Origin of the sequence: Kitasatospora sp. NPDC098663 (assembly GCF_044760075.1) — a bacterium.
Classification (GTDB): Bacteria; Actinomycetota; Actinomycetes; order Streptomycetales; family Streptomycetaceae; genus Kitasatospora.
In genome coordinates this window covers 88,529-107,729 of sequence record NZ_JBIWAP010000016.1, presented here as the reverse complement: position 1 = coordinate 107,729, position 19,201 = coordinate 88,529, and the positions used below count along the sequence as shown (strand labels likewise).

15 protein-coding genes and 1 tRNA gene are annotated in these 19,201 nt (G+C 73.1%); 7 read left to right on the top strand and 9 right to left on the bottom strand.

All coding sequences use genetic code 11. From position 1 onward, the window contains the following. Positions 1-121 precede the first annotated feature (121 nt). The 3 genes from glp to ACIQVZ_RS19460 are packed head-to-tail and all read right to left on the bottom strand — an operon-like array spanning position 122 to position 3,370. Positions 122-1,462 (bottom strand): gephyrin-like molybdotransferase Glp, encoded by a 1,341-nt coding sequence (gene glp / locus ACIQVZ_RS19470; RefSeq protein WP_402451427.1) that lies wholly within the window; start codon positions 1,460-1,462, stop codon positions 122-124. A gap of 25 nt (positions 1,463-1,487) precedes the next feature. Further along, positions 1,488-2,408: a UTP--glucose-1-phosphate uridylyltransferase GalU gene (galU, locus tag ACIQVZ_RS19465; protein ID WP_350877699.1), complete on the bottom strand. Its 921-nt coding sequence runs from the start codon at positions 2,406-2,408 to the stop codon at positions 1,488-1,490. A 50-nt stretch (positions 2,409-2,458) separates the two neighbouring features. Further along, the gene (locus tag ACIQVZ_RS19460) at positions 2,459-3,370 is read right to left on the bottom strand and encodes a GGDEF domain-containing protein (protein ID WP_402451424.1); all 912 of its coding nucleotides are present in this window, start codon (positions 3,368-3,370) and stop codon (positions 2,459-2,461) included. A gap of 101 nt (positions 3,371-3,471) precedes the next feature. On the opposite strand from ACIQVZ_RS19460, the gene ACIQVZ_RS19455 reads away from it, so the two are divergent. Then, complete coding sequence (locus ACIQVZ_RS19455) at positions 3,472-4,047, top strand: 5-formyltetrahydrofolate cyclo-ligase (protein WP_350877697.1); 576 nt, start codon at positions 3,472-3,474, stop codon at positions 4,045-4,047. Between the two features lie 63 nt (positions 4,048-4,110). Here ACIQVZ_RS19455 and ACIQVZ_RS19450 read toward each other — a convergent pair whose 3' ends face one another. Continuing rightward, the gene (locus ACIQVZ_RS19450) at positions 4,111-6,822 is read right to left on the bottom strand and encodes a penicillin acylase family protein (RefSeq protein ID WP_402451422.1); all 2,712 of its coding nucleotides are present in this window, start codon (positions 6,820-6,822) and stop codon (positions 4,111-4,113) included. Positions 6,823-7,133: 311 nt separating this feature from the next. Between ACIQVZ_RS19450 and ACIQVZ_RS19445 the strand changes: the two genes are divergently transcribed. From ACIQVZ_RS19445 to mscL, 4 genes are all read left to right on the top strand, one after another. After that, positions 7,134-8,618: a potassium/proton antiporter gene (locus ACIQVZ_RS19445; protein ID WP_350877694.1), complete on the top strand. Its 1,485-nt coding sequence runs from the start codon at positions 7,134-7,136 to the stop codon at positions 8,616-8,618. Between the two features lie 318 nt (positions 8,619-8,936). Continuing rightward, positions 8,937-10,322, top strand: coding sequence for an MFS transporter (locus tag ACIQVZ_RS19440; protein WP_402451420.1), 1,386 nt, complete (start codon positions 8,937-8,939; stop codon positions 10,320-10,322). Positions 10,323-10,515: 193 nt separating this feature from the next. Further along, entirely contained in the window at positions 10,516-10,848 is a 333-nt protein-coding gene (locus tag ACIQVZ_RS19435) for an FmdB family zinc ribbon protein (protein ID WP_350877692.1), read from the top strand. 617 nt (positions 10,849-11,465) lie between these two features. After that, a complete protein-coding gene (gene mscL, locus ACIQVZ_RS19430) occupies positions 11,466-11,885 on the top strand; it encodes a large conductance mechanosensitive channel protein MscL (RefSeq protein WP_350877691.1) in 420 nt (139 codons plus the stop codon). A gap of 10 nt (positions 11,886-11,895) precedes the next feature. On the opposite strand, the gene ACIQVZ_RS19425 is transcribed toward mscL, so the two are convergent. Beyond that, entirely contained in the window at positions 11,896-12,141 is a 246-nt protein-coding gene (locus ACIQVZ_RS19425; RefSeq protein ID WP_402451416.1) for a hypothetical protein, read from the bottom strand. Between the two features lie 147 nt (positions 12,142-12,288). Further along, positions 12,289-13,260, bottom strand: a complete 972-nt coding sequence (locus tag ACIQVZ_RS19420; RefSeq protein ID WP_350877689.1) for a sigma-70 family RNA polymerase sigma factor — start codon at positions 13,258-13,260, stop codon at positions 12,289-12,291. A 440-nt stretch (positions 13,261-13,700) separates the two neighbouring features. Between ACIQVZ_RS19420 and ACIQVZ_RS19415 the strand changes: the two genes are divergently transcribed. Together ACIQVZ_RS19415 and ACIQVZ_RS19410 are read left to right on the top strand one after the other, a co-directional pair. Beyond that, complete coding sequence (locus tag ACIQVZ_RS19415) at positions 13,701-14,513, top strand: phosphatase PAP2 family protein (RefSeq protein WP_402451413.1); 813 nt, start codon at positions 13,701-13,703, stop codon at positions 14,511-14,513. 96 nt (positions 14,514-14,609) lie between these two features. Continuing rightward, positions 14,610-15,479: a carbon-nitrogen hydrolase family protein gene (locus tag ACIQVZ_RS19410; protein WP_402451411.1), complete on the top strand. Its 870-nt coding sequence runs from the start codon at positions 14,610-14,612 to the stop codon at positions 15,477-15,479. A gap of 89 nt (positions 15,480-15,568) precedes the next feature. On the opposite strand, the gene ACIQVZ_RS19405 is transcribed toward ACIQVZ_RS19410, so the two are convergent. The 3 genes from ACIQVZ_RS19405 to ACIQVZ_RS19395 form a co-directional block, all read right to left on the bottom strand. Continuing rightward, positions 15,569-15,644, bottom strand: a tRNA-Arg gene (locus tag ACIQVZ_RS19405). 214 nt (positions 15,645-15,858) lie between these two features. Further along, positions 15,859-16,860 carry a transglycosylase family protein gene (locus ACIQVZ_RS19400; protein ID WP_402451408.1) on the bottom strand — a complete coding sequence of 334 codons (1,002 nt, stop codon included), beginning with the start codon at positions 16,858-16,860 and terminating at the stop codon, positions 15,859-15,861. Positions 16,861-17,008: 148 nt separating this feature from the next. After that, a complete protein-coding gene (locus ACIQVZ_RS19395) occupies positions 17,009-18,454 on the bottom strand; it encodes a hypothetical protein (protein WP_402451405.1) in 1,446 nt (481 codons plus the stop codon). Positions 18,455-19,201 lie beyond the last annotated feature (747 nt).

The following is a 19,201-nucleotide window of genomic DNA, read 5'->3' as shown; positions in this document are numbered from 1 at the left end:
GGCGGTCGCCGGGGGCAGGTGTCGTCACGGGTGGCTCCAGGGGCGCGCAGGTGGAATACCGCGCTACCGTACAGCTCCCCCGCCCCACCCCGTGGGAGGGGCCTGGTCCGCGGGACATGTCCTAGGAACCGAGCAGGACCACGTCGACCTCGCTGCCGGCGGGCAGGGCGGTGACGGCCTCGGGGACGGTGATCAGGCAGTTCGCCCGGGCCAGGGCGCCGACCAGGTGCGACTCGGCGCCGCCCACCGGCTCGACGGTGCCGTCCGCCGCCGAGTAGCGGCCGCGCAGGAACTGCCGGCGGCCGGCCGGGGAGCGCAGCGCCGCCGGGCAGAGCGCGCGGACCACCGGGCGGTGGACGTCGGCGGCGCCGAGCATGGTGCGGATGACCGGGCGGACGAACAGCTCGAAGGAGATGTAGGCGCTGACCGGGTTGCCGGGCAGGGCGAGCAGCGGCACGCCGGCCGGGCCGCCGATCCGGCCGAAGCCCTGCGGCTTGCCGGGCTGCATCCGCAGCCTGCGGAAGTCGACGCCGCCGTAGGACTCGAAGACCTCCTTGACCACGTCGTACGCGCCGACGCTGACCCCGCCGCTGGTGACGATCAGGTCGGCCCGGCCGAGCTGGTCCTCCAGGACGGCGCGCAGCCGGTCGGCCCGGTCCGGGACGGCGCCGACCCGGTAGGCGATGGCGCCGGCGTCCTGGGCGGCCGCGGTGAGGGTGAAGCTGTTGGAGTCGGAGATCTGCCCGGGGCCGACCGGCTCGCCGGGCTGGACCAGCTCGCTGCCGGTGGACAGCACCACGACCCGGGGGCGCGGGCGGACCTTGACGGTGGCGCGGCCGATCGCGGCGAGCAGGCCGAGCTGGGTGGGGCCGAGCCGGGTGCCGGCCGCCAGGACCTTGGTGCCGGCCGCGACGTCGCTGCCGCGGCGGCGGATGTGGGCGCCCTCGGCGACCGGGCGCAGGACGCGGACCTCCTCGTCCTCGACGGGCGCGGTCATCGCGTCGGCGGGCACGCCGGTGCCGGTGCCGCCGTCGGTCCATTCGACCGGGGCGACGGCCTGGGCGCCGGGCGGAACGGGGGCGCCGGTCATGATCCGGGCGGCCTGGCCGGGCCCGACCCGGGGCAGTTCGCCCGCGCCGGCCGCGATGTCGCCGACGACGGCGAGCACCGAGGGGTACGGGTCGGTGGCGCCGGCGGTGTCGGCGGTGCGCACGGCGTAGCCGTCCATCGAGCTGTTGTCGAAGGGCGGCAGGTCGCCGTCGGCGAGGACGTCCTCGTCGAGCCGGCAGCCCTGGGCGTCGAGCAGTTGCAGCTCGATGGCGGGCAGCGGGCCGACTGCCGCCAGGACGTCGGAGAGGTGTTCGTCCACCGTCCAGAGGCGGGGGGCCGCCGGTGCCGGGTCCGTGGTTCCGTCGCAGCAGGCTGCGGCGGATCCGGTGGTGTGTCGGGTGGACCCGGTCATCGGCGGCTCGCTCTCTGTCGTCGTGTCAGTCCTGCAGCTCGGAGGCGACGAACTCGCGCAGCCAGGAGCGGAACTCCGGGCCGAGGTCCTCGCGCTCGGAGGCCAGTCGGACGATAGCGCGCAGGTAGTCCGCGCGGTCGCCGGTGTCGTAGCGGCGGCCCTTGAAGAGCACGCCGTGGACCTGGCCGCCGGCCTCCGGCTCGCGGGTGGTCAGCTCGCGCAGGGCGTCGGTGAGCTGGATCTCGCCGCCGCGGCCGGGCGGGGTCTCCCGCAGCACGTCGAAGACCAGCGGGTCGAGGACGTAGCGGCCGATGACGGCGTAGTTCGAGGGGGCCTCGTTCGTCTCGGGCTTCTCGACCAGGTCGGTCACCTGGAAGACGTCCTCGCCGAAGCCGTTCGCCTTGACGGCGGCGCAGCCGTAGAGGTGGATCTGGGAGGGGTCGACCTCCATGAGGGCGACGACCGAGCCGCCGAGCTCCTGCTGGACCTCGATCATGCGGGCGAGCAGCGGGTCGCGCGGGTCGATCAGGTCGTCGCCGAGGAGGACGGCGAAGGGCTGGCCGGCCACGTGCTGCTCGGCGACCGAGACGGCGTGGCCGAGGCCCTTCGGGTCGCCCTGGCGGACGTAGTGCATGTTGGCCAGCTCGACGGATTCGCGGACCCGGCGCAGGCGGTCCTGGTCGCCCTTGCGGGCGAGCAGCTCCTCCAGCTCGTAGGCGCGGTCGAAGTGGTCCTCCAGGGCCCGCTTGTTACGGCCGGTGACCATCAGTATGTCGGACAGCCCCGCGGAGGAGGCCTCCTCGACGACGTACTGGATAGCCGGCTTGTCGACGACGGGCAGCATCTCCTTCGGAGTGGCCTTGGTTGCCGGGAGGAAGCGGGTGCCCAGTCCGGCCGCGGGTACCACGGCCTTGGTTACCGGGATTCGGGAGTTGGTCGTCGTCATGCGTTTACCTTACTCAGGCACGTTTTCGCCCGGCCGAGCGCGGTCGACGGCTAGGACAGCACGTCGCGGGGCCCGGCCACGGCGGCAGGCGTATGGGAATCGACCGGCTGGGCGAGGGGGTCCCCGCCGGCACAGGGCGACAGACTACCCGGCTTTTCCGAACGGTCACGCTCGGCAGTCGCGTTGGGCCGCGCACCGGCGGCGGGCGGGACGGGCGGCCGCGCCGCCGACCGGTCGCCGGGGCCCGGGCGGACCCGCCAGCAGTCGCCGCCGGCCGCCCGGGCCTCGGCGAGCGCGCGGTCGGCGGCGCGCAGCAGCACGGCGGCGTGGGTGCCGTCCTCGGGCAGCACGGCGACGCCGACGGCGGCGGTGAGGCCGTTGCCGTGGGCCGGGCGGGACTCGCGCGGGCCGGAGGACCAGTCGAGCAGCAGGTGTCGGCGGACCGACCAGACCAGGCGCTCGGCGACCTGCGCGGCGCCCTCGGCGCCGGTGTCCGGCAGCACCACCAGGAACTCCTCTCCGCTGTAGCGGCCGAGGGTGTCGGCACGGCGGATCTCCATCGCCAGCCGCTGGGCGAGGTCGCGCAGCACCGCGCCGGCGCGGCCGCGGCCGTGCTCGGCGACGACCGCGTCGAAGCCGCTGATCTCCAGCAGCAGCACGGCCAGCGGGCGCGGTCCTTCGGGCTGGTCGGTCCGCTCGGCGCGGCGGGCGCGCTCGATCTCGCGGTCCAGGGTGAGCTGCAGGTGGCGGTAGTTCCACACGCCGGTGAGCGGGTCGCAGGAGGCGGTGCGCTCCAGGTCGGCGCAGTGGGTCTCCAGTTCGGCGATCCGCTCGCGCAGCCGGCGCTGCCGGGCAGCGGCTTCGGCGCCGCACCGGCGCAACCGCAGCCCGAGCACGGTGGCGCCGGCCAGCGCGGGGGCGCCGAGTACGGCCAGGGCCTGGACCAGCAGCGGGGTGGACAATCGCGGCGGCCTTTCGCGTGTCAGGCTCTGCGCGTCGACGGCGCCGGTCGGCGGGACCGGTCGGCGGCACGGCTGGACGGCACAGAGTTGCGGAGGATCCGATGCACAACGAGAAGAGCGATCTGAGGACACGGCTGTTGACCCGGCGCCGCGCGCTCTCCGCCGAGGGCCGCGCGCAGGCCGCGCACGCGCTGGCCGGGCACGCCGGGGAGCTGGCGGCGCCGGGCGCCACCGTGGCCGCATACGTGTCGGTGGGCGCCGAGCCCGGGACCAGGCCGCTGCTGGACGCGCTGCGGGCGCGCGGGGTGCGGGTGCTGCTGCCGGTGCTGCTGCCCGACAACGATCTGGACTGGGCCGCCTACCAGGGCCCGCAGGAGCTGGCCCCGGCCGGACGCGGGCTGCTGGAGCCGGTCGGCCCGCGGCTCGGCCCGGAGGCGGTCACGGAGGCCTCCGTGGTGCTGCTGCCGGGCCTGGCGGTGGACCGGCGGGGGCTGCGGCTGGGCCGCGGCGGCGGCAGCTACGACCGGGTGCTGGCCCGGCTGGGGCGGGCGGGCGCGCGGCCGGTGCTGGCGGTGCTGCTCTACGAGCACGAGCTGCTGGACGAGGTGCCGGCCGAGCCGCACGACCGCCCGGTGGACCTGGCGGTCACGCCCGCCGGGCTGCGGAGGCTGGGGTGAGACGGCGGCGGCCCCGCTCCGGGGAGGGAGCGGGGCCGTCGGGGTCGTGCGGGTCGTGCGGGGTCAGCCGTTGGTGAGCACCAGCTTGTGCTTGGTGGCCTTCTCGACCGCGTCCGGCGTGTAGGCCCAGGTCAGCAGCTTGCCCTTGAGCCAGAGGTCGGTCTGGTCGTTGTAGTTGTCGTGGAAGGCGTGGCCGGAGGCGCCGCCGACGTTGATCCACCGCGAGGAGTCGAGGTCGCTCAGGTCGATCACCATGCGCATCGACGGGATCCAGTCCACCTGGTAGCCGGCCGCCGCGTTCCAGCCGGCCGCGTCGACGGCCGCGGAGCCGCCGGAGAGCCGGTACGGGCCGCGGTTGAGCAGCCGGTGGACCACGCCGGAGGCGATCGAGGAGTCGTCGGTGCCGAGGGTCTGCTCGCGCAGGGTCAGCTTGTGCAGGCGGCCCCAGCTCCAGGTGGAGATGTCCTTGCTGAGCAGCGAGGTGAGGTCCTGCCGGGCGTCCTTCATCGCCTCCTTGAGCAGGTTGTCCAGGCCCTTCTGCTCCTTGTGCTGGGAGTCGATGTACGTCCACCAGGAGCTGTCCGGCTTGTCCAGCTGCTGCCGGACCACCTCGGTCCAGCGGTCGCCGCCGTCCGGCTGGGCCTTGCCCGGGTCGCGGGTGCCGCACTCGGTGACGATCTTGCTGGAGCTGTCCGGCCTGGTCGGGTCGTCCTGCTGGCGGACCAGCAGGCAGTTGCCCTTGGCCCGCAGGTCGGCCGGGAACTTCTGGCCGAAGGCCAGGCTGAGCAGCTGGCGCCAGACGCCGTTGTAGTAGGCGGCGGCGGCCGAGTCGGCGTCCTGGTGGTAGTTCCAGTCCTTCAGCAGGTCCTGGGCCTCGCGCACGTACGGGTCGTCGATCTGCTGCTTGAGCAGCAGCGGGACGAGCGTCTTGGCCATGATGCTGGTGTTGTCCAGCTGCATGGTCTGCATGTCGTCCGGCGAGATCTTGCCGTTGTTCTTGAGCAGGCCCTCGATCTGGTCGGTGATCTCCTTGGCCCGGGTGCCGTACTCCCAGTCCTTGGTGAGCGTGTACTTGTAGCTCGGGTCCACCACGGCCTGGTTGGCGGTGACGATGTAGCCCGCGGACGGGTCCAGGCTGTACGGCAGGGCGGTGAAGGGGATCGAGCCCTTCCACTGGTACGTGGAGTCCCAGCCCGGGGCCGGGTAGCTGCCGTCGCCCTTGCCGCGGACCGGGATGTCGCCGGGGGCCTGGTAGCCGATGTGCTTGGCGTCGGCGTAGACCAGGTTCTGCGCGGGGACGGCGAAGTCCTTGGCGGCGGCCCGGAACTCGTCCCAGTTGCGGGCCCGGTCCAGCTCGAACACCGCGTCCATGGTCTTGCCGGGGTTCAGCGCCGTCCACTGCAGGGCGACGCCGTAGCCACCGGTGCCGCGGTCGGGGGCGGCGCTGCCGTTGGGGGCGTACTTGCCGACGTTCTGCTGCTCGGTGCTCTGGTCGGAGATGAGCGGGGCGCCGGTCTGGGTGGTGCGGACGGTGATCGTGCGGTCCTCGCCGCCGGCGACCTTGATGGTCTCCTTGCGGAGGTCGAACTTCACGTCCTTGCCGTCGACCTGGTAGGTGTCCGGGCCGGTGACCTTCTCCAGGTAGAGGTCGGTCACGTCGGCGCCGAGGTTGGTGAAGCCCCAGGCGACGTCCTTGTTGTGGCCGATGATCACGCCGGGCATGCCGGCGAAGCTGAAGCCGGAGACGTCGTACTGGCAGGCCGGCGAGCTGGTGCGGCAGTGCAGGCCCATCTGGTACCAGACCGAGGGCAGGCCGGGGCCGAGGTGCGGGTCGTTGGCCAGCAGCGGCTTGCCGGTGGTGGTGTGGGTGCCGGCCACGACCCAGGAGTTGGAGCCGATGCCCTGGCCGGGGCGGCCGAGCAGCTGCGGCATGCCGTCGATCCGGTCGGTGAGGCCCTGGAGCAGCGCCTTGGTGGTGGCCGCGCCCTGGGTGGTGGCGGTGCCGCCGCCGGACGGGGGCGAGCCGTCGGCGGGGCGGTAGTTGTCGCCGGCCACCGTGCCGGTCTTCACGATCGTGCCGTTGCGGGTGTACGGGTAGTCGGGGTACAGCTCGGCGATCTTGTCCGGACCGAAGTCCTGGGCCAGCAGCGAGCGGTCGATCTCCTCCTGGAGGTTCCCGGAGAGGTTCCAGGCCATCGCCTTGAGCCAGGCCACCGAGTCGACCGGGCTCCACTGCTCGGGCTGGTAGTCGCCGTTGACGGCGCCGAGCAGGGCGTACTCCAGCGAGGCCTTCTCGCCGCCGGGGTGCTCGGCGAGCCAGGCGTTCACGCCGTCCGCGTAGGCCTGGAGGTTCTTCTTGGTGTCGGCCGACAGCTTGGTGTCGAACTCCTTCTGCGCCACCTGCCGCCAGCCCATGGTCCGGATGAAGGCGTCGGTGTCGACCTGGCCGTCGCCGAACATCTCGGACAGCCGGCCGGCGGTGATGTGCCGCCGGACGTCCATCTCCCAGAAGCGGTCCTGCGCCTGGACGTAGCCCTGGGCGCGGAAGAGGTCCTCGTTGGTGTCGGCGTAGAGCTGCGGGATGCCGTTGGCGTCCCGCTTGACGTCGACCGGCGCGCTCATGCCCGCCACCTTGACGGTGCCGTCGACCTCCGGGAAGGACGCGCGGACCGCGGTGACCCCGCGGTAGCCGCCGTAGCCGACGCCGGCCACCAGCAGCACGACCAGCACGATCACGATCAGACGGGCGCGCCGGAACTTCTTCGAGCGGGGCATCTGGGTCCTTGCGGTCCTGACTTCGGGGCGGGCGGGCGTGTCCAGGGCCGGGGGCCGTGACAGGGCACCACATTAGGCCGAGTCGGCCGAGCGGCGTGCACGGGGGACGCTCACCGTGGGATCGGAGGAGGTCAACGAGGAGGCCTGGAAGCGGCGGTTGGGGGCCCGGGGAGGAAAAGAAACTAAAGATATGGCAAAATGTTAGACTGAGTAACGATCCGCAACAGGAGCATTGACGCCTTCTTAACGGGTCGCACCCTCCAGCACCACCAGACACCCCGCCCGCCCCTGCCTGCACGAGGTGCCACTGCGTGAACATCGACCACCTGAACCAGCTCCTCCTCGAGTTCTCCGTGATCCTGCTGGTCGCGGTGGTCGCCGTGCGGATATCCACCCGCTCAGGGCTACCGAGCCTGCTGATCTACCTCGGGATCGGCGTCGCCCTGGGCCAGAACGGCATCGGAGTCTCCTTCAACAACGCCGAGCTGACCCAGGTGCTCGGCTACGCGGCGCTCGTGGTGATCCTCGCCGAGGGCGGCCTCAAGACCAGCTGGCGCGAGGTCAGACCCGTGATGCCGGCCGCCACCGTGCTCGCCACCGTCGGCGTCGGGGTCAGCGTGTTCGTCACCGCGGCCGGCGCGCACTGGCTGGTCGGCCTGGACTGGCGGACCTCGATGCTGCTCGGCGCGATCGTCTCCTCCACCGACGCCGCCGCCGTCTTCTCCGTCCTGCGCATGGTCCCGCTGCCGCACCGGCTCACCGGCCTGCTGGAGGCCGAGTCCGGCTTCAACGACGCGCCCGTGGTCATCCTGGTCGTCGCCTTCGCCACCACCGGCGAGCTGGACTCCTGGTACGTCCTGGTCGGCACGATCATCGCCGAGCTGGCGATCGGTGCGGCGGTCGGCTTCGCGGTCGGCAAGCTCGGCGCGTACGGGATCAAGCACGTCGCGCTGCCCTCCTCCGGCCTGTACCCGATCGCCGTGATGGCGCTGACCGTACTCGCCTACGCGGGCGGCGCGCTGCTGCACGGCTCCGGCTTCCTCGCCGTCTACATCTGCGCGGTGATCCTCGGCAACGCCAAGCTGCCGCACGGCCCGGCCGTCCGGGGCTTCGCCGACGGCCTGGCCTGGATCGGGCAGATCGGCATGTTCGTGCTGCTCGGCCTGCTCTGCACGCCCGAGACCATGGGCTCCGCCGTGGTCCCCGCGCTGGTGATCGGCGGTGTGCTGGTCTTCCTGGCCCGGCCGCTGTCCGTGGTGCTGACGCTGACCCCGTTCAAGGTGCCGGGCCGGGAGCAGGCGCTGCTCAGCTGGGCCGGACTGCGCGGGGCGGTGCCCATCGTGCTGGCGACCATCCCGCTGGTGTCGGGCGCGCCGAAGGCCCAGGACGTCTTCAACATCGTCTTCATCCTGGTCGTCGTCTTCACCCTGCTCCAGGGACCGACTCTGCCCTGGGTGGCCAAGCAGCTGCGGATCGGCGAGGGCTCGATGGGCCAGGACCTCGACATCGAGTCCGCCCCGCTGGAGAAGCTGCACGGGCACCTGCTGTCGGTCACGCTCTCCCCCGGCTCCCGGATGTCCGGTGTGGAGGTCAGCGAGCTGCGGCTGCCCAAGGGGGCCGCCGTCACCCTGGTGGTGCGGGAGGGCAGCTCCTTCGTGCCGGACAAGGCGACGGTGCTGCGCGGCGGGGACGAGCTGCTGGTGGTCACCACCGACGAGGTCGGCGAGGCGGCCGAGCGGCGGCTGCGGGCCGTGGACAAGGGCGGCAAGCTCGCGGGGTGGCTGAACGGGCGGTGAGCCCGACGGGTGGGCGGCGGGTGGACCGGAAGGCCTCACCCGCTGTTCACCTTCGATGGGCAGGACAATGGTGGACGTGCCTTGTAGTCTGGGGATTCGCGCGACATCTACGCGCGTATATGTATGATGGTCAGATCACACCCAGCATCTGCCTGAAGCAGAGTTGGCGCGACCGTTCGGCGGCCGCGGTCCGGACCTCGGCCACCACGCCGGTCCGGCCCGGTATCTACCCCGGTCGACGCGCGAGAGGACGACTCTCGGCGCCGTCGGGGCCACCCCATGCCCTGCCGCGCTACCAGGCAGCAGGAAGGACCGACCGTGACGGCCCGCCGAACGGTCGACGACCCCGCGGACACCGCGACCCCGCGTGACACCGCCAACGCCACCCCTGCCGACGGCACCGCCGATGCCGCCCCCGCCCCCGCGCGGGTCGGGTACGGCGCGCTGCTGCGCACGCCCGGCGCCTGGACGTTCCTGGCACCGGCGTTCCTCGCGCGGCTGCCGTACGCGATGCTCAGCATGGGCATCCTGCTGCTCGTCAAGGACACCCACGGCTCGTACGGCACCGCGAGCACCGTCGCGGCCGTCGCCGCCGTCGCCCAGGCCCTGATCGGCCCGCAGACCGGCCGGCTCGCCGACCGCTACGGCCAGACCGCCGTCCTCGTCCCGACCGTCGTGGTGCACGCCGCCTCGGTCGGCGCGCTGATCGCGCTGGCGCTCGGCCACGCACCGGCCTGGAGCCTGTTCCTGGCCGCCGTCCCGGCCGGCGCGAGCGTTCCGCAGATCGGCGCCATGGTCCGGGCCCGCTGGATCGCCGAGTTCACCGCGGACGGCGCGTCCGCCTCGTCCGCGGCCAAGGTGGGCACCGCGTTCGCCTTCGAGTCCGTGACGGACGAGTTCACCTTCGTGATCGGCCCGATCCTGGCCACCGCCGTCGCCACCACGGTCAGCCCGTCGGCCGGACTGATCGCCGAGGCCACGCTGACCCTCGTCGGCGGCCTGGCCTTCGCCGCCCAGCGGCGCACCGCGCCCGCCCGGGCGCTGCCCCAGCCCGGCGTGCGGCGCGCCTCCGCGCTCGCCTCCCCCGGGGTCCGGCTGCTGGCCGGGGCCTTCCTCGGGGTGGGCGCCGTGTTCGGCGGCATGCAGGTCTCGGTGAACGCCTTCGCCGACTCGGTCGGGCAGCACGGCGCCGCCGGCACCGTCTACGGGATCTTCGCCGGCGGCTCGATGGTGGCCGGCGTGCTGTACGGCGTGATCGCCTGGCGGCGGTCCGTGCAGCAGCGGATGATCATGAGCTACGCCCTGCTGGTGCTGGGCTGCTCGACGCTGTGGGCGATGCCCAACCTGATCGCGCTCGCCGCCGCCGGACTGGTCTGCGGCCTGGCCATCGCGCCGACCCTGATCAGCGGCTACACCCTGGTCGAGACGCTCGTCGCGGACGGCGCCAAGACCGAGGCGTTCACCTGGCTGACCGGCGCCATCGGCCTCGGCCTGGCGGTCGGCCAGATGATCGCCGGGCAGCTGATCGACGGCCACGGGCCGTCCAGCGGGTTCCTGGTGCCGGTGGCCGGCGCCGGCCTGGGCCTGATCGCGCTGGTGTCGCTGCGGCACCTGCTGACCGCACCGGGCGGGCCGGGCCAGGTGGTCGCGGCCGCACCGGAGCGCGGCGCCGCGCCGCGACTGGTGGGCGCGGCCAAGGGCTGAGCGGGCACGCGGCGGCGCACCGCGCGGAGCCGTGGGCGGCGCGCGGTGGGGGCGGCGCGGAGCCGCGGTGGAGGAGCGGGCGCGGCTCGGCCACGGCTCATCTCACATCGGAGTCGCTGGACTGATTCAGCGGAATGCCGCATCATTGACCATCGTTAGCACTCATCAGGCGAGAGTGCCAGGAGGAAGACAAGTGCCCACGTACCAGTACCAGTGCACCGAGTGCGGCAACGGCCTGGAGGCGGTGCAGAAGTTCACCGACGAGGCGCTGACCACGTGCCCCGACTGCCAGGGACGGCTCCGCAAGGTCTTCTCGGCCGTGGGCGTCGTGTTCAAGGGCTCGGGCTTCTACCGCACCGACAGCCGCTCGTCCTCCAGCAGCACGGTGGGCGCAGGCTCCTCCGGCAGCTCCTCGGCGTCGTCGTCCGGCTCGACCCCGGCGTCGTCCTCGACGTCGTCGACGTCCTCGTCCTCCGGTTCTTCGAGCTCTTCCAGCTCCTCCAGCCCGGCTCCGGCCGCGAGCTGACCTCGGCGCCGGACGCCCAGCGCATCGACAAGGCCCGCCATCCCGCGTTCTTCGCGGGGCGGCGGGCCTTCGTCGTCCCGGTTCGCTCTCACCGCTCGTCGCCCCGGTTCGTCATCCCGGTTCGTCATCCCGGTTCGTCATCCCGGGCGGGCCGGACACACTCGTGCGGGTGTACGAATTCATCCACAGGGCCCGAGTTGTCCACAGGCTGCGGATAAGGGCTTTCCGGGGCGGCGCGCGGCGCACATCGTGGGGGTCGCCGGAGAACGACCGGCCCGCACAGGAGCGGCCCCTCCACGACCTCGGTGGTGACCATGACGACCATGAGCCTCTGCGTACCGCTGCCCGCACCCGCCGTACCGCCCCGGCGGGAGGTGCCGCGCTTCCCGCCGATCCGGCGCGGGGCCGGCGGGTGGCACCGCTGGCGGCACGTCGTACGGCGCCGGGCCGGGGTGCCCGCGCTGGTGCTGCTCGCGGTGGCCGCGGCGCTCGCGGTCGGGCCCGCGCGGGCCGGGCTGCCGTCGCCGCCGGGCGGCCCGGTGGGCCGGACGGGTTGTCAATCCGGACCAGCGGAAGATCACCCGTAACCGGGCAACGACTTCGTCGTTCACGGCGGCATGAAAGGCTTCAAGGAATTCCTGCTGCGTGGAAACGTCGTCGAACTCGCCGTCGCCGTCGTCATCGGCGCGGCCTTCACCAACATCGTCAACGCCTTCGTCAAGGGCGTCATCAATCCGATCGTCGGCGTCTTCGGAACGAAGGACCTGGCGTCCTACAGCTCCTGCCTCAAGGGCCCCTGCGAGCTGAACGCCGCCGGCGAGGTCACGTCCGGGATCCTCATCCTGTGGGGATCGGTGCTCAGCGCCCTGCTGCAGTTCCTGATCACGGCGGCCGTCGTCTACTTCGTCCTGATCGTGCCCATGAACAGGCTGGCCGCCAGGCGGAAGAGCACCGCCGAGACGATGGCGGAGGCCGAGGCCAAGGAGGTCCAACTGCTCACTGAGATCCGCGACGCGCTGGTCACCCCGCAGCGCTGAGCACCGCTCCTCAGTCCCCGTGGTGCGGCGGGCGCTGGCTCAGGTACCAGTCCAGCCCCCGCCCACCGCTCTCCCCCGCCCCGGGGCGCTCACCCCAGCCGGTGTCGGTGTCGTCCGGGGACTGCTGGTCCAGCGGGTCCCGGAAGACCAGCCGGGCCTTCGGCGCCGCCGGCCGCTCCCCCCGCCCCTGCGGCTCACCCTGTCCCTGTCCCTGTCCCTGCTCCCGCGCCGGCCCCTGCTCGCTCACCCTGCTCACTTCCGCTTCTCCGCTTCCCGTCGACTGCCGTCCGATCGCCCTGCCCCTCCAGCCTAAGAGCCCCGTGGCACACCCCGGGCCCTGGTGCGGAGTGCTCCGCACCAGGGCCCGGGGCGGGATGGAGCCGCAGGCAGTTGGCTCGGGTTCTCAGGCGGCCTCGAAGCCCGCGTGGTCGGCGATCTTCTTCAGCTCGGCCAGCGCGTGCTTCTCGATCTGGCGGATCCGCTCGCGGGTGAGGCCGTGCTGCTTGCCCACCTCGGTGAGGGTGCGCTCGCGGCCGTCCTCCATCCCGTAGCGGGAGCGGATGATCGAGGCCGTGCGGTCGTCCAGCCGCCCGATCAGGCCGTCCAGCTCCTCGCGGCGGAGCATGACCATCACGGCGTCCTCGGGGGACGTCGCCCCGGTGTCCTCGACCAGGTCGCCGAACTGGGTCTCGCCCTCGTCGTCGACCGCCATGTTGAGGCTGACCGGGTCGCGGGCCCAGTCCAGCACGTCCTTGATCCGGGCCTCGGTGGTGTCCAGCTCGGCCGCGATCTCGGCCGGCTCGGCCTCGCGGCCCAGTTCCTTGGACTTCTCCCGCTGCACCCGCCGGATCCGCCCCAGCTCCTCGACCAGGTGCACGGGCAGCCGGATGGTGCGGGACTGGTCGGCGATCGACCGGGTGATCGCCTGCCGGATCCACCAGGTGGCGTAGGTGGAGAACTTGAAGCCCTTGGCGTAGTCGAACTTCTCGACGGCGCGCACCAGGCCGGCGTTGCCCTCCTGGATGAGGTCCAGCAGGGGAAGGCCGCTGCGCGGGTACCGGCGGGCGACCGCCACCACGAGCCGGAGGTTGGAGCGGATGAAGACGTCCTTGGCGCGCTCGGCGTCCTCGGCTATCGCCTCCAGTTCCTCGCGCTTCACGCCGTCGGGGAACACGCCCTCCTCCAGCAGGTGCTGGGCGTACACGCCGGCCTCGATCCGCAGGGAGAGCTCGACCTCCTCGGCGGCATCGAGCAGGGGTGTCCTGGCGATCTCGTCGAGGTACATACCGACCAGGTCGCGGTCGGCCTCAAGGTTGGTCGGGCGGGCCGCGCGAGTCCGGTCGGCCCTGTCGCGAACGACGGCACGGGTGGCCATGCTTGCTCCCTTTGCTGGAATTGCCGAGGTCTGCCTGCCTGCCCCCCGAGAGGGCAAGAAGTGCGGGCCCCGCGGGGCTCACACGTAACGATCCAACGAACAGAATCCGGACAACATTCCCAAGTCACTCAGATTCTTCCCCGCGATGCAGTATCCTGCCGGTTTTCACCCCGGTTATGGACACCGGGTGACCGGTCGAGCACCTTCGGTACCGTATTCGCGACCGGTTCCGAACACTTCCGTCACGCCCCGCGCACGCGCCGGTCGCCCCGCCGGTCGCTCTACTGGGTGAAACCCGCGAACGGGCACGCGCGTTCCCGCGCGCCCCCGGCTTCCACCGGCGTCCACCCCCCGGCGCACGCAGGTTCTCCCCACAAACGATGCCGAATCGCTATCACCCGCGGCCCTGATCGCCCCGGGACACTGGGAAGGTGTCAGCCATGCACCTGACCAACAGCTCGAACGCCGTCACTGCGCGTCACCGCCGCCTCTTGCGGGATTCGGCGCTCGCGGTGGTCTGTGCCGCGCTGTTCGGCCTCCTGGCCGCCATGGTGACCCGGCACTGGCATCCACTGGAACAGCTCGACCAGAGCTGGATCGGCGAACTGCACACCTTCGCCCGGCGGCACCGGATCTGGACCGCCTCGGTGCAGACGCTCTCCGACATCGGCGGCACCGTCACGATGCGCACCCTGCTCGGCATCGCGGCCGTCTGGCTGTGGCTGATCGGCGCCCGGGTCCTGGCCGGCTGGGTGGCCGCCCAGACCCTGGTCGGCTGGGGCGGCCAGTGGGCGCTGAAGCTGGCCGTCGGTCGCCAGCGGCCCTCCTTCGCCGACCCGGTCTCGCACGCCGGCGGCCCGGCCTTCCCCTCCGGGCACGCCATGGCCTCGGCGATCACCTGCGCGGTGCTGGTCGGCCTGGTCTGGTACCGGGTCCGTCGACGCGGGCGGATCGCGGCCTGCGCGGTGGCGGCGGCGACGGTGCTGACCATCGGCTGGACCAGGATCGCCCTCGGGGTGCACTGGCCGAGCGACGTGGTCGCCGGCTGGCTGGCCGCCGGGTTCGTGCTGGGCGCCGTGACCGCCGTCGTCGAACTCTGGCGACCGGGCGCGCTCGCCCGCGACGTACGGCGGGTCAACTGGCGTACCCGGCCGAGGGTCCAGCGGATCACCGTGCCGTCGGTCCGGTCGTCGCGCGGCACCGACTCGCCGGGCGACGCCGCCACCGACCACCCGGACGAGGCCGTCCACTGAGGCCGTCCACGGAGACCGCCGGCATCCGCGTGCGGCCGTCCGGGGCCGCCAAGGACCGTCCGGGGCCGCCCGAAGCCGTCCGCTAGCGTGACGGCCATGTCTCCCGACCCGGTCCCCGCCGCCGTCCGTCACCCCGAGCGCCCGCTGCGGATCGCCACCGTCCAGGCCCGGGCCGTGGCCGGTGACATCCCCGCCAACGCCGCCCAGGCCGCCGAGTTGATCCGTGAGGCCGCCGCGGCCGGTGCCCGCCTGGTGCTGTTCGCCGAGAAGTTCCTCTCCGGCTACGAACCCGAGCTGATCCGCGCCGACCCGCTCAAGTGCGCCGTCCAGCCCGGCGATCCGCGCCTCGCGCCGATCACCGAGGCCTGCCGCGAGACCGGCACCGCCGCGATCGTCGGCGCCGCCGCGCAGGTGGGTGACGAACTGCGGGTCTCCGCCTTCGTCCTCGGCCCGGACGGCGGCCTCGTCACCCGCTACGACAAGCAGCACCTGTTCAGGACCGAACGCGACTACTACCGCCCCGGGGCGGCCGGTTGCACCCTGGAGCTGGACGGCTGGCGGCTCGGCCTCGGCGTCTGCTACGACTCGGGCTTCCCCGAGCACGCCCGCGCCGCCGCGCTCGACGGCTGCCACGCCTACCTGGTCGGCGCGCTGTTCAGCGTCGGCCACGGCCACCACGAGTCCCGCACCTGGTTCCCCGCCCGCGCGCTCGACAACACCCTCTACACGGTGCTCGCCAACCACATCGGCCACACCGGCGGTTGGCACACCTGCGGTGGCAGCGCGGTGTGGGCCCCGGACGGCCGACTGCTCGCCGAGGCGGGCGAGGACCGGCGCGAACTGGTGGTCGTCGACCTCGACCCGGCCGTCCTGCGCGCCGCCCGGGAGAGCGAGACCATGCTCGCCGACCTGGCCGCCGCCGACACCCGCCCGGCTGCCCCGCGCGCGCTCTTCGCCCTGGCCTGAACCGGGCCCGAACCGGGCCCGATCCCGCCCGGCCCCGGAAACGCCGCAGGCCCCCGCCCTGGTGGGCGGGGGCCTGCGGCCACGCGCGGTGGCGCCCCAGGCAGGATTCGAACCTGCGACACCGGCTTTAGGAGAGCCGTGCTCTATCCCCTGAGCTACTGAGGCGAGGATCCGCCGGGGAGCGACTGCGTCCCGTGAGCGGATCCGGGGGCGGCCGGCCCGAGGGCAAGCCGCTACCGGCTCAGTGTAGCGGGTCGGGCGGCGCCCGGGCGGCGACTTCGCGATCTTGCCGACGGCGGGCCCGGGCACGCCGCCCCCAGGCCTCCGACGGGGCGTCGGGGCGGGCGGTGACGGCCGCCCACCGGGGCGGGGGCGGGGCTCAGCTGCGGGAGACGACCATCTGGGCGCTGCCGTCCGGCAGGCCGGCGACGGCGACCTTCTGCCCGCCGAAGGAGGTGCTCCACCAGCCCTGCCAACTGCCTGAGGCGTAGCGGGCGTTGTGGTAGACGACGCCGTCGTTGCCCACGGCGATCAGCTGGGCGTCGCCGTTCGGCATGCCGGTGATCGCGAAGCTCCCGGACTGGAAGCCCGCCGCGCCGCCGTATCCGTCGACCACGTTCCAGTCCTGCCAGGCGCCGCTCGCGTAGCGGGCGCTGTGGTAGATCTTCCCGTCGCTGCCGGTCGCCATCACCTGGGTGTCGCCGTTCGGCATGCCGGCGATCGCCTCGGCCCGGGCGGCGAACCGCGCCGATCCGGCGTAGCCGTCCAGCGGCGCCCAGCCCGTCCAGGATCCGTTCGGGTAGCGCGCCGTGTGGTACAGGTTGCCGTCGGCACCGGTGGCCAGCGTCTGGGTCGAGCCGTCCGGGGTCGCCGCGATGGCGTCCTGCGAGCCGTTGAAGAAGGCCGAGCCGGCGTAGCCGTCCAGCGGGCTGAAGGACGTCCAGTTGCCGTCCACCAGGCGCGTGGCGTGGAAGAGGTCGCCGGCCTTGCTCACCGGCGCGGTCGGCGATGGGTACGGGTTGGCGTGGTCGGTGCTCAGGCCGCCGTTGCACTTCACCGCCCAGGCCCCGGCGCCCTGGCCGGCCAGGATCCGCTCCGCGGTCAGGATCTGCTGCTGCTTGGTGGCCTGGTGGGGCATCGGCGCGTACTGGGTGCCGCCGTACGCCTCCCAGGTGCTCTTCGTGATCTGCAGGCCCCCGTAGTACGGCCAGCCGGCCTTGTAGTAGCTCCAGTCGCCGGTGCTCTCGCACTGCGCCACCCGGTCCCAGGTGGCCACCGAGGCCGCCTGGGCGGAGCCGGCGGCCACCGTGGACAGGCCGAGGGCGGCGAGGGCGGTGAACGTGAGGGCGGCGGCGCGGGGTCGGCGGGGCGCGCGGGACATCGTGACCTCTTCTCGGAGGGGCGGGACGGCTCGCGCGGGACGGAGCCGGGGGTGAGCGGCGCGACGGCAGGAGGGCGGCGGCGAGGGGGCCGGCCCACCGCGGCGGGGCGGCGGTGGGCCGGCGGGTGGAACCGGCGGGCGGGGACGGTCAGTTGTAGGTGCCGCCGATGGAGACGGCGTAGTGGTTGCCGCTCACGCCGTTCAGCTGGATCGGGGCCGCCGGGTCCCAGCTGCCGGAGCCGTCGCGGATGGTGTGCATGATCCGGTCGTCGTTGGTGATGAAGACGGCCTGGAACTCGCCGTCGATGTTGGCGGCGCCGACCCGGTTGGCGGTGAACGAGCCGATCACGGGGGCGAGCTCGGCGAACGGCTGCCACGTGCCGTTGCCGTAGCGGGCGCCGTGGAACTGCTGGCCGTTGTTGTTCACCACGACGATCTGCGCGTCGGATCCGGTGCCGGCGACCGCCACGTCCTGGGCGGGGCCGACGTTCCCGGCGGCGTCGTAGACGTTGCCCCAGGCCGACCAGGAGCCGCTGACGGCGCGGATGGCGTGGTAGACCGTGCCGCCCGAGACCGTCACGACCTGGAGTTCGCCGTTGACGCTCGCGACCGAGGCGCTGGTCACGGCGCCGCCCGCCGGGGTGATGTCGCCGAAGTGCAGCCAGGTGCCGTTCGCGAGTCGGGCGGTGTGGAAGAGCCTGCCGTCGGCGACGGCGACGACGTGCAGGTCACCGCCGATCGAGACCGCCGAGACCTTGGTGACGTTGCCCAGCCTGTTGGTCTGCGGGCCGATGTCGGCGAAGCGATCCCAGCTGCCGCTGGAGTGGCGGATGGTGTGGTAGATGTTCCCGTCGCCGCCGACGGCGAGCAGGTGGGTGTCGCCGTTGATGCCGGCGTCCGCGATGGACTGGACGCCGCCGATGTCGCCCGCGGCGCTCTCCACGTTCCCGAAGCCGGTCCAGCTCCCGTTGGAGGAGCGGGTGGTGTGGAAGACGTTGCCGCCGCCGTTCACCACGACCTGGGCACCCCAGCCCACGGGCGCCTGCTTCGGCGGCAGCGGGGTGCTGTCGACGGTCTTGTCGTAGCGGAAGGGCTTGAAGCCGCCGCTGATCAGGGAGCTGCGCGAGTAGTTGATCTTGCGGGCGGTCAGGCCCGGCCGCGGCTCCTCGTAGACCACGGCGGTGTTGTGGTTGCCGTCGGTCCAGCCGGCGAACAGCACGACGTGCGTGCTGATGTTGTCGATCATGTCGCCCGGCTGCAGGTCGTCGAGGCTGCCGAGCTGGGTGGAGATGTCGTCGAGGGTGGAGGTGACCCGGCTGGAGCCGAGGTGCCAGGCCATCGAGACCAGGCCGGAGCAGTCCTGCCGGTAGGAGCCGTTGCTGTCGCTGTGCCACAGGCTCTGGCTGTACGGCACCGCCTGGTCGACCCAGTTCTGGGCCCGGGCGATGATCTCGGAGCGGCTGATCGGGCCGTTGACGGACGAGGTTCCGACGGCCTGCGCCGGTGCGGTCAGCGAGACGGTGGAGACGACGGCGCCGAGCGCGAGGGCCCCGGCGAGGGCGACGTTGGCGAGCTTCGAACGGTTGGCGGACATGGCGGACCTCCGGACGTGGTGGACGGGATTGACGGGTGGGCCCGGCTTCGAGGTGCTCGGGGCCCGACGGTGACGGGCGGCTCACGCGGCGCGCGGATTCCGGTCGGCTGCCCTGCGGGAGCAGCCGGCCTGACGGCGGTTCGACGCGCTGGTTCGACGCGCTGGTTCGACGCGCTGGTGCGGGGCGCTGGTGCAGGGCGCCGCAGGGTGCGGCGCTCGGCGAGGCCTGCCCCGGTCGTGGGCCCGGCGGGACGGCCGCCCCGCAGGAGCAGCCGGTCGATGGGGCCCGGCGGAGCCGGGGCGAGGTGGTGGGGCCGTCAGCCCCGGACAGGGCCTACGGGGCGGCCGCGGCGGCCCGGCCTGCGGCGGCGAGGGTGGCAGCCGCGGTGGCCTCGGTCATGACGGTGCGGAGCATGACGGTGTCCTCTCCTGCTGCGACGTGAGGGTGGGATCCGGTGGTCGCGCCCCGCGGTGACGCGCTCTCCGGTGCCGCCCCGAGCGGTGCTCCCTGGCGGCGGTCACCAGCTTCGTCGCAGCTCAGCCGCGGTGGAAGGGAGTTCGGCTGGACGGAACTGGCCCTGGACCGTTCCGGCCAGGAGCGGTCGGCGTCCGCGCCGGGGCCGCGCCGGGACCAGGTCGTGGCCGGGTCGTGACCGGGCATGGCCACGTCGGGACCGGGTCGGGGTGCGGGTGCCGACGAGGGGTCAGCGCGGGTCAAGTAGCCTGCCGGAAAAGTGTTCGACCGCC

Bases quoted from the DNA above. Each gene is read 5' to 3' on its own strand.
- glp (WP_402451427.1), bottom strand. From the start codon at position 1,462: ATGACCGGGTCCACCCGACACACCACCGGATCCGCCGCAGCCTGCTGC.
- galU (WP_350877699.1), bottom strand. From the start codon at position 2,408: ATGACGACGACCAACTCCCGAATCCCGGTAACCAAGGCCGTGGTACCC.
- ACIQVZ_RS19455 (WP_350877697.1), top strand. From the start codon at position 3,472: ATGCACAACGAGAAGAGCGATCTGAGGACACGGCTGTTGACCCGGCGC.
- ACIQVZ_RS19450 (WP_402451422.1), bottom strand. From the start codon at position 6,822: ATGCCCCGCTCGAAGAAGTTCCGGCGCGCCCGTCTGATCGTGATCGTG.
- mscL (WP_350877691.1), top strand. From the start codon at position 11,466: ATGAAAGGCTTCAAGGAATTCCTGCTGCGTGGAAACGTCGTCGAACTC.
- ACIQVZ_RS19420 (WP_350877689.1), bottom strand. From the start codon at position 13,260: ATGGCCACCCGTGCCGTCGTTCGCGACAGGGCCGACCGGACTCGCGCG.
- ACIQVZ_RS19415 (WP_402451413.1), top strand. From the start codon at position 13,701: ATGCACCTGACCAACAGCTCGAACGCCGTCACTGCGCGTCACCGCCGC.
- ACIQVZ_RS19410 (WP_402451411.1), top strand. From the start codon at position 14,610: ATGTCTCCCGACCCGGTCCCCGCCGCCGTCCGTCACCCCGAGCGCCCG.
- ACIQVZ_RS19400 (WP_402451408.1), bottom strand. From the start codon at position 16,860: ATGTCCCGCGCGCCCCGCCGACCCCGCGCCGCCGCCCTCACGTTCACC.
- ACIQVZ_RS19395 (WP_402451405.1), bottom strand. From the start codon at position 18,454: ATGTCCGCCAACCGTTCGAAGCTCGCCAACGTCGCCCTCGCCGGGGCC.